Consider the following 8,951-nt stretch of genomic DNA (forward strand, 5'->3'; position numbering starts at 1 on the left):
AACGATTGGGATTAGTATGTTTCTTTTTATGCTGAGTAAAGAATTTAAGAAAATAAAAGGCAAAGAAAAAGATCCAATTAAATTACAAAAAATTCGTTTAGTAAGTAGACGAATTTTTCAAGTGATGGCATGTGGCATATTGTTTTCATTGTTTTTGAACTTAGAGTGGGGATTTTATGTATTGCTTAGTGTAATAAGCTGTGGATCTATGTTGTTTATGTTATATATTTTCTATTCATACATAATAGAAAGCTATGAAACTTAAAAAAGAGTCTTCTCATGAGAAGACTCTTTTAATCTATTTATTTCGTAATAAATTGTTGTGTCCAGTAGTTGCCGCTTTCTACATAGCCAACACCGATGTGAGTGAAGCCGTTATTTAAGATGTTTGCACGGTGTCCAGCGCTGTTCATCCAAGCTTGTACTACTTCTTCAGGTGTACGTTGGCCTTGAGCGATGTTTTCACCTGCAGATGTATAAGAAATACCAAATTTCTTCATCATATCAAACGGAGATCCGTATGTAGGACTGTTATGATCAAAGTAGTTGTTTTTTTGCATATCTTCAGACTTAATACGTGCTACTTTACTTAATTCAGTATCGATTTTTAGTGCTGGTAAGCCTTGTTTTGCACGCTCAGCGTTTGTTAATTCAACAACACGTTGTTCGAACTCGCTTAAAGATTTTGCTTCTTCAGCAGGCTTTTGCTCAGCTGGTTTTTGTTCAGCAGGTTTTTGAGTATTGTTGTTTTCAGTAGGTTTTTGAGCTTCTGGTTTTTGAACTTCTTCAGCAGGCTTTTGCTCGGCTGGTTTTTGTTCAACTGGCTTTTGAGTTTCTGGCTTAGCTGTTGGTTGCTCAGTTACAACATTTTCAGTAGGTTGTTGACCAGGAATGAAGCAGTTTGGTTGGAAGTTTCCTTGTTGCCATTGTGCTAATGATTCAACTCCCATAGATTGTAAGAATGCTTGTAATTCTTGTTGGCTCATTTGTTTCATCATCACTTTTGAATGCTGAATATTTTGAACCTTTAAGTTAGATGGTTGTACTGTTGCAGCTTGTGCATCTAGAGAAGATACTCCTAAAGTAAGAGCTGTTGCAGCAGCTACAGATAATAAAACACGCTTTTTCATGATGTGTGTCCCCCTATATAAAGTTTTAATTTGTTTTCACACGATTTGTTTTTGACAGCCTGTCTGACTGACAAATTCATCGTAGCATACAATTTGCGAGAAAAAAGATGGAAAAAAATTCATAGACTTTAAAATTACCTAATTTATCCTAAGAGAAGGAGGGAGCAAAAATAAGAGAAATATAGAGTATAAAAGGAATTTATAGTGTTTTTATACTTGGTTTTAAGAGGGGGTTTTTGGATAAAGTTACCTAAATAGAAAATGAAGAATCCTATTGTATCAATGGTTTGAGCGATTTTTTGAGGAATATAATGGATTGATTTTTACAAAACTGTAATGTTTCTGTTGTTCTTTTTTATAATAAAGTAACATATTTTTAATGTTGTAGCAGACAAAAAAGCGGCTATCTCTTTACATAGACGAAGGAGATAGCCGTTTTCCTATTATTACGTATGTTACGAGTTATTACGAGTTAGTTTCAATTGCTTCTAATAATAAATCCACAATGTGAATTCCTCTTATCTTATGAGAAAGCCCTTCTCGCTCAATACCCAATTTCATTTGTAATAAACAACCTGGATTTGCAGTAACAATGGTTGCTGCTTCTGTTTCATGCACACGGTCCATTTTGTAATCTAGAAATTCCATTGATAACTCTGAATGAACAATATTGTAAATACCAGCAGAGCCACAGCAACGATCGGCATCTTTCATTTCTCGATATGTTGCACCTTGGATAGCCTCTAGTAACATACGAGGTTCAGAAGATGTGCGCATAACATTGCGTAAATGACAAGAGTCTTGATACGTAATAACTTGCGGCGTGAGTCGTAAGTCAGTTCGCTTATGGAAGTCTAGTTCTACTAGTATAGCAGTAATATCTTTAATCTTAGAAACAAACTGCTTAGCACGTTCAGCCCAATCCGGATCATCCTTTAAAAGATAATCATAGTCTACGAGGTAAGCTCCGCAACCACCTGCATTCGTAATAATATAGTCGATGTTTAAGTCTTCGAATGCTTTTATATTGCGCTTTGCTAATTCTTTTGCTCCACTCTTTTCACCAGCATGTCCATGCAATGCACCGCAGCAACTTTGTGTTTTCGGAATAACGATATCACAACCAGCTAATTGAAGAAGTTTCATCGTTGCGTTATTTGTTTCTAAAAACATCGTATCCATTAAGCAGCCTGTGAAGAATGCAACTTGTTTTTTCTTTGTACTTTCTGCAGGTAAAAATGAAGGACGATCTTTCATCGCTTTCATTTTAGGGACTTTTGGTAAAACGAGATCCATCGTTGCAAGTGTTTCGGGGAATAACTTCATAATCCCTGTTTTATGTGTTAGCGTTTGTAAACCAGAACGTTGATAAAATCCGATTAGTCCAGTTAATGTTCTCATTCGATTTTGATGGGGGAATAATCCTTCAAAAACGACTTTTCGAACAGCTTTCACTGGCACCGAGAATTTTTTATTTTGATTAATAATATCACGAGCTTCTTCTAATAAATGCCCATAATTTACACCAGATGGACAAACAGGCTCACAAGCACGGCAACCAAGACAAACGTTTAATGTATTCTCAACATCTTCATCTGGTTCGATTAAACCATCAACGACAGCTTTCATTAATGCGATACGTCCGCGCGGTGAATGTGACTCTTTATATCCGGATTGAATGTAGGTAGGACAAGTAGGTAAACAAAAACCGCATCGCATACAGTTTAGTAATTCATCTTCACTTAATCGTTCTTTAAATTCTTTTTGAATATTTTCTTTATTCAATGTCGTCATCGCTCAACCACCACTCTTTTTCGGGTGTCTTTCGCGAACATTTTTCCAGGATTCATAATGTTATTTGGATCGAAAGCTTGCTTTATTCCTTGCATAGCTGCAATACCTTCCTTACCTAATTTCATTTCTAAATATGGAGCTTTCATCGCACCAACACCATGTTCACCAGTAATTGTGCCACCAAGTTCAATTGCTTTCGCAAATATTTCAGCAAAAGCTTGTTCAGCTCGGTGCATTTCTTCTGCATTACGAGCGTCTGTCATACAAGTTGGATGTAAGTTACCATCACCAGCGTGTCCAAACGTACAAATAGGAATATTATATTTTTTTGCAATGGTATTAATAGCTTCAACCATTGGAGCTATTTGTGAACGTGGTACAGTTGCATCTTCTAATATTGTAGTAGGTTTTAATCGTGCGAGCGCTGATAGGGCACTACGGCGAGCGGTACGAAGCGCATCTGCTTCCGTCTCATCTTTTGCAACGCGAACATCAACTGCATTCATAGAGTGACAAACGTTAGCCATTTTTTCAATATCTCGATTGACTACTTCGGGTGGACCGTCTTGTTCGATTAATAAAATTGCTTTTACATCTGTAGGTAAACCGATTTGTGCAAACTCTTCTACTACTTCAATTGTCGGTTGGTCTAAAAACTCCAGTGTTGCTGGAATGATTTTATTTGCAATAATAGAAGAAACAGCACGTGCAGCTTCATTAATATCTTCATATAATGCAAGCATTGTTTTCTTTGTTTCAGGCATAGGAACAAGTTTTAATATGGCTTCTGTTACCACGCCAAGTGTTCCTTCAGAACCGATAAATAAACGAGTTAAATCGTAACCAGCTACATCTTTTGCTAATTTACCACCAGTGCGAATAATATCACCATTTGGTAAGACAAGTTCAAGCCCCATTACATAATCACGTGTTACGCCATATTTCAAACCGCGTAATCCACCTGAGTTTTCATTAATATTACCGCCGATTGTAGAAATTTTCATCGAGCTTGGATCTGGTGGATAAAATAAACCTTTTTCTTCTACCGCTTTAATAATATCAAGTGTAATGACACCAGCTTGTACAGTAATTGTTAAGTTTTCTTCATCAATTTCTAAAATATTGTTCATATGGCGGAAAATAAGGACGATACCGCCTTCAAGTGGACATGTTCCTGCGCAAAGATTTGTTCCAGACCCACGCACATACACAGGAATTTTGTGAGTGTTACATACTTTTAACACTTCAGCTACTTCATTTGTATTACGAGGAGCAATGACTGCATCAGGCATTGCTTGGAAGTTTGGAGTGGCATCATAACTATAAGTTAAACGCCCCATATTGGATGTATCTACATTATCTTCGCCAACAATAGATACGAATGAATGAATAATTTGTTTTTCTAACATTGGAAATCCCCCTCAAACTGTTAACGTGTTTAGTTATAATAAACAACGTGGTAACAGTGCTTTCATTATAATGATAAAAAAGTCGAGGGATTCTTTCTATGTATAATCATCTAAAGATTAATCTGTTTTATCGTTCTTTTTTGTATGATTATCTAATAGGAGGAGTGCGAAGTATAAAACGTTTAAGTCTTTGAATTGTTTTGGATCAAGTCCTGTATGTTCTTCAATCTTTTTTAGCCTATAATGTAAGGTGTTAATGTGTATATGTAATTGTTTAGCTGTCTGTTTATAAGATTGGTTATAATCGATAAATAAGCGTAAAGTGTGCATAAGCTCAGGAGATGATAGTAAGCTTTCGATGGTACGCTCTAGAAATTGTTCACGCGTTTCGGCAGAAATATCTTGTAAACACATTTCTAAACGTAAATCTTCATTAAATACAATTTTTTTCGTTTCCAATGATACAGAAAGAGCACGTAATGCTTGTTCGTAACATATGTTCATATTGTTTGGGGTAACTGTTTGCCCAATCCCGATATATAAAGGAATAGAAAATAAAGCTTCGCAGTCTTGTTTTAACCGTTTTAAAAACTGATAAGTTTGTTCTTTGGAGCTCATCGCTGTAAATAAAATAAAACGATCATTTCCCCAGCGAACAAATAGATGCTCTTTTGTTAAAATATTTCGTACATGTTGCCATATTTTACGCTGGAGCATTGTGTCATTTTTGCCAATAGAAAACAAAACAAGTTGTTTTTTCTTATATAAATCAATGCCAAGTGTTTTGGCACGATCAAGAAAACTCGGGGACCACTCTGTATTTTGAAGCCAATCAAAGACAAAAGCTTCATAAGAACGGTGCTCAAGTTCTAATTGCTCTAAAAAGTAGTTTTCATGAATTAATAATTCGGTCATCTTACGCAATATTTCTCCGTAGCGTGAAATATTTTCAGGTTCTCCGGTAATCCCAATGACACCAATTACTTCATCATGAAATAATAGAGGAAGATTCATCCCAGCCTTTACACCTTGCAATCGCCTTTCATCTTCTTTTGTAATGATGACGGTTTTCTTTTGTTTAGCGCAGCGGAGTGCACCTTCATGAAATTGGCCAATTCTTTCTGTATCTGTACTTGCGATAATAACGCCTTCTATATTAATGATAATTATATTTTCTGTAATTAGTCTGCGTACTTCTCGTACAATTTTATTCGCTAAATCAGGAAATAGCATAATTGACACACCTCAAATTCTATTTGTTGTACATTATATATGTAAATTGAGTAAGAAAGGGGAATTTCACACTTTCCACACATTTATTTGTTATTTTACAATTATAACGAAATCATCTGAAGATGGAGGGAATCTTTTGAGAAAGTATGTTTTTCTTCTCTGTTTTTTATTTCTATTAGTAGGGTGTCAAGGAAGTTCATATACACCAATTGCTAAAGATAAAAATGTTATTATAACTACGAATATAAAAGAAGGCAGTATTAGTTTTATTGATAAAAAGGATAAAAAGTTAATTACGACATGGGAACTAAATGAGCCAATGGCCGGAATCACACTGCTTCCAAATGGCGATGAAATACTTGTATACGGTAAGCAATTAGAATATATGTATGTATATTCACTAGCGGAAGGAAGGCAAGTGGAAAAATATAAAACTGGAAAGGGCATTGTAAATGTGGTCGTATCAGCAGATAAAAAACAATTATTTGCTGCTGATCAAAATGTTCAAAAGGTAAGGTTCTTTACGATAAATGGGAAAGAGACAGGAAATGTTTCAACAGGAAAAGGGCCTATAACGATGGTAGAGTATCAGAATCGGTTATCTGTACTAAACTTTTATGATACGAAACTAACGACAATTGATACGAAGAAAAAAGAAGTTGTTCAATCCTTTATGATTCCGCCAGCATCAACAGGAGCGACGATTAGTCCTGATGGGAAAGAAATATGGATTGGCGGGCATGGTGATGGAAATCAAGTGAATGAGAAAGTATTAGTGTATTCTTTACAGAGCGGTGAAATGGTACGTTCTTTACACGCTCCATTTATGCCTGTGAACATAACGAAAGATAATAAGTACGTATATGCATTAAGCCACGGTTCGAATATGCTTAGAAAATTTGATACTAGTACGTATAAAGAGGTAGCTTCCGTTGAAATAGGCTCAAATCCATTTTCATTTTTGAAAAGCGGAGCAGAAGGATATGTAGCAAGTTATGATAGTGATGAAGTGTGCGTTATGGATATGAAGAGTATGAAAATAAAACAAACAATTAAAGTCGGAAAAGGACCGTTTCAACTCATAGAGAGGGAAGGGAAGGACAATGAATAAATATAGAGTGCTAGTTGTAGATGATGAAAGTGATATGAGGCAGCTTGTTGGAATGTATTTGGATAACTTTGGATATGAGTGGGGAGAAGCTGAAAACGGAAAAGAGGCTCTTAAAAAACTAGAAACGGATCATTATGATTTCGTTGTATTAGATATAATGATGCCAGAAATGGATGGACTTTCAGTTTGTAAAGAAATTAGAAAAACGTCAGATGTGCCGATTATATTTTTAACCGCAAAAGGTGAAGAGTGGAATAGGGTGAATGGCTTACGTATGGGAGCAGATGATTATATTGTAAAACCGTTTAGTCCTGGTGAATTGGTTGCACGTATGGAAGCTGTACTAAGAAGATATACAAAGCAAGAACAGCAAGAAGAGATTCAATTTGGACCAATTCTTATCAATGAAAAAAGCAGACGAATTGAGGCGAATGGTGAGTCGATTTCTCTTACTGTAAAAGAGTTTGATTTACTATATTTTCTTTGTCAGCATACAGGACAAGTATTTAGCCGGGAGCAATTACTTGAAAAGGTATGGGGATATGATTATGCCGGAAGTACAAGAACAGTAGATACGCACGTGAAAACGATGCGCTTGAAGCTTGGAGAAAGTGGAAACTACATTCAAACTGTTTGGGGTGTAGGCTATAAATTTGAGGTGTAACATATGTTTACGATGGTACAAAAACTTTGGCTTACAGTAGTATGTGCAGTATGTGTAACAGTGTCCTTTCTTTATTTCGTATCTTTATACTCGTATGAAAAGTTATACGTTGATAATTTAAAAACTTCGTTAGTAATGGAAGGGAAAAGTCTTGCTGCTCAATATGATAAGCGTGAAGGAATATCAACTTTTGAAGAGAAAGTAAGATCGTTTGATCAAATATCTAGTTCAGACGTTATTTTCGTATCTAATCCGCGTGATTTAAGCGCATGTTTGCCTTTTGATGTGCATCATCATTCTCTTATAAGTGAAGGAGACAGGCAAACGCTATTAGATGGGAAAACTGTGACAAAAATAGGATATGAAGAACATTTTGACCGTAATATTATGGGGGTTGTCATTCCTGTATTGGAAAATAAAAAATTAGTCGGAATTGTCTATTCGTATATTCCTTTAAAAAGTATAAAAGATTTAATCTATGATATGGGTCTTATTTTAGCACCGTTAGCAATTGCTATGATTTTAATTACGATATGGGTTGGAAGAAAAATTATAATTGCAATTACGAAGCCACTTTCGCAAATGGAGCGGGTTGCAAATCATTTGGCTACGGGAGATTTTTCGGAGCGGATTACAGTTTCTTCAGAGGATGAAATTGGACGATTAGGAAAAGCATTTAATAAAATGGCAAATTCATTAGAAACAGAAGATGTAAAGCGTAAGGAATTTTTAGCAAATGTTTCGCATGAACTTAGAACACCACTTAGTTATATAAAAGGGTATAGCGAGGCTATTTTAGATGGTGTTGCAAAGGGAGCTCAGCAGGAAAAAGTAACGCAGCTAATTCATAAAGAAGCAGGTCGTATGCAGCGTCTCGTTCATGACTTGTTAGACTTAGCACAATTAGAAGGTGAGCACTTTCCGTTAAAGAAGCAACCTATCGTTTTTTCACAGCTGATTGAAGACGTATTAGATACGTATGAGATTAAGTTTATAGAAAAGGAAATTCATATTTCAACCAATTTAAATCCAGAGGTCATTGTCATGATTGATGAGGATCGTATGCAACAAGTGCTTCATAATGTGTTAGATAATGCGATACGATATACAAATCAAAAAGGAAATATCGTTATAACTTTAGAGCAAATCGATGATTACTGTGAATTAAAAATAAAAGATACAGGAATTGGCATTGATATAGAGCATTTGGAGAATCTTGGGGAACGCTTTTACAGAGTTGATAAAGCGAGAAGTCGTCAACATGGTGGAACAGGTTTAGGCCTTGCTATTGTGAAACAAATTGTTCATATACATGGTGGACAGTGGAAAATTGAAAGTGAAAAAGATAAGGGAACAACGGTTATTATTAAACTGAATGTACAGGATGAGGGGGGCATGTTCTAATTTTTAGGGCATGTTCTTTATATTGAAGAAAATATTTATCCCGCTATTCGCCGGTCAGTAAGACCCTCACCTCAAAATTCAGCGGAAGCAAAGAAGTTAGGTGGAGGCACTGCTGCCCGTAAAAGCCCGATTGGTGAGGGCTAATAATCAGTGGGGGATGAACAAAACCCTCACTGATTAAAGTTTCACTTTATACGTAAAAATAT

7 protein-coding genes and 1 pseudogene are annotated in these 8,951 nt (G+C 35.7%); 4 read left to right on the forward strand and 4 right to left on the reverse strand.

Annotated elements, in window-relative coordinates; translation table 11 throughout:
- Positions 1–265, forward strand: a pseudogene (locus ACQGS6_RS18230) (DUF1648 domain-containing protein); the annotation flags it as partial.
- Positions 266–302: 37 nt separating this feature from the next.
- Here the strand turns inward: ACQGS6_RS18230 and ACQGS6_RS18235 are convergent.
- From ACQGS6_RS18235 to ACQGS6_RS18250, 4 genes are all read right to left on the reverse strand, one after another.
- Positions 303–1,130, reverse strand: coding sequence for a CAP domain-containing protein (locus ACQGS6_RS18235; RefSeq protein ID WP_000747589.1), 828 nt, complete (start codon positions 1,128–1,130; stop codon positions 303–305).
- Positions 1,131–1,595: 465 nt separating this feature from the next.
- Positions 1,596–2,924, reverse strand: coding sequence for a (Fe-S)-binding protein (locus ACQGS6_RS18240; RefSeq protein ID WP_000209648.1), 1,329 nt, complete (start codon positions 2,922–2,924; stop codon positions 1,596–1,598).
- A complete protein-coding gene (gene glcD / locus ACQGS6_RS18245) occupies positions 2,921–4,333 on the reverse strand; it encodes a glycolate oxidase subunit GlcD (protein ID WP_000890754.1) in 1,413 nt (470 codons plus the stop codon). Before glcD ends, ACQGS6_RS18240 begins: the two co-directional genes overlap by 4 nt.
- A gap of 117 nt (positions 4,334–4,450) precedes the next feature.
- On the reverse strand, positions 4,451–5,575 hold the full coding sequence (locus tag ACQGS6_RS18250) for a CdaR family transcriptional regulator (RefSeq protein WP_001999325.1): 1,125 nt from the start codon (positions 5,573–5,575) through the stop codon (positions 4,451–4,453).
- A 127-nt stretch (positions 5,576–5,702) separates the two neighbouring features.
- Here ACQGS6_RS18250 and ACQGS6_RS18255 point away from each other — a divergent pair, with 127 nt between their 5' ends.
- Genes ACQGS6_RS18255 through ACQGS6_RS18265 form a run of 3 tightly spaced genes read left to right on the forward strand, consistent with a single transcriptional unit; the run spans position 5,703 to position 8,745 of the window.
- Positions 5,703–6,677, forward strand: a complete 975-nt coding sequence (locus ACQGS6_RS18255; RefSeq protein WP_001234148.1) for a YncE family protein — start codon at positions 5,703–5,705, stop codon at positions 6,675–6,677.
- On the forward strand, positions 6,670–7,341 hold the full coding sequence (locus tag ACQGS6_RS18260) for a response regulator transcription factor (protein WP_001046400.1): 672 nt from the start codon (positions 6,670–6,672) through the stop codon (positions 7,339–7,341). Before ACQGS6_RS18255 ends, ACQGS6_RS18260 begins: the two co-directional genes overlap by 8 nt.
- 3 nt (positions 7,342–7,344) lie before the next feature.
- On the forward strand, positions 7,345–8,745 hold the full coding sequence (locus ACQGS6_RS18265; RefSeq protein WP_000494818.1) for a sensor histidine kinase: 1,401 nt from the start codon (positions 7,345–7,347) through the stop codon (positions 8,743–8,745).
- Positions 8,746–8,951 lie beyond the last annotated feature (206 nt).

The sequence above is a fragment of the Bacillus sp. GMs2/2 genome (genome assembly GCF_050172095.1).
Taxonomy (GTDB): domain Bacteria; phylum Bacillota; class Bacilli; order Bacillales; family Bacillaceae_G; genus Bacillus_A; species Bacillus_A cereus.

Excerpts from the sequence above, each read along its gene's own strand:
- ACQGS6_RS18235 (WP_000747589.1), bottom strand. The coding sequence starts at position 1,130 with ATGAAAAAGCGTGTTTTATTATCTGTAGCTGCTGCAACAGCTCTTACT.
- ACQGS6_RS18240 (WP_000209648.1), bottom strand. The coding sequence starts at position 2,924 with ATGACGACATTGAATAAAGAAAATATTCAAAAAGAATTTAAAGAACGA.
- glcD (WP_000890754.1), bottom strand. The coding sequence starts at position 4,333 with ATGTTAGAAAAACAAATTATTCATTCATTCGTATCTATTGTTGGCGAA.
- ACQGS6_RS18260 (WP_001046400.1), top strand. The coding sequence starts at position 6,670 with ATGAATAAATATAGAGTGCTAGTTGTAGATGATGAAAGTGATATGAGG.
- ACQGS6_RS18265 (WP_000494818.1), top strand. The coding sequence starts at position 7,345 with ATGTTTACGATGGTACAAAAACTTTGGCTTACAGTAGTATGTGCAGTA.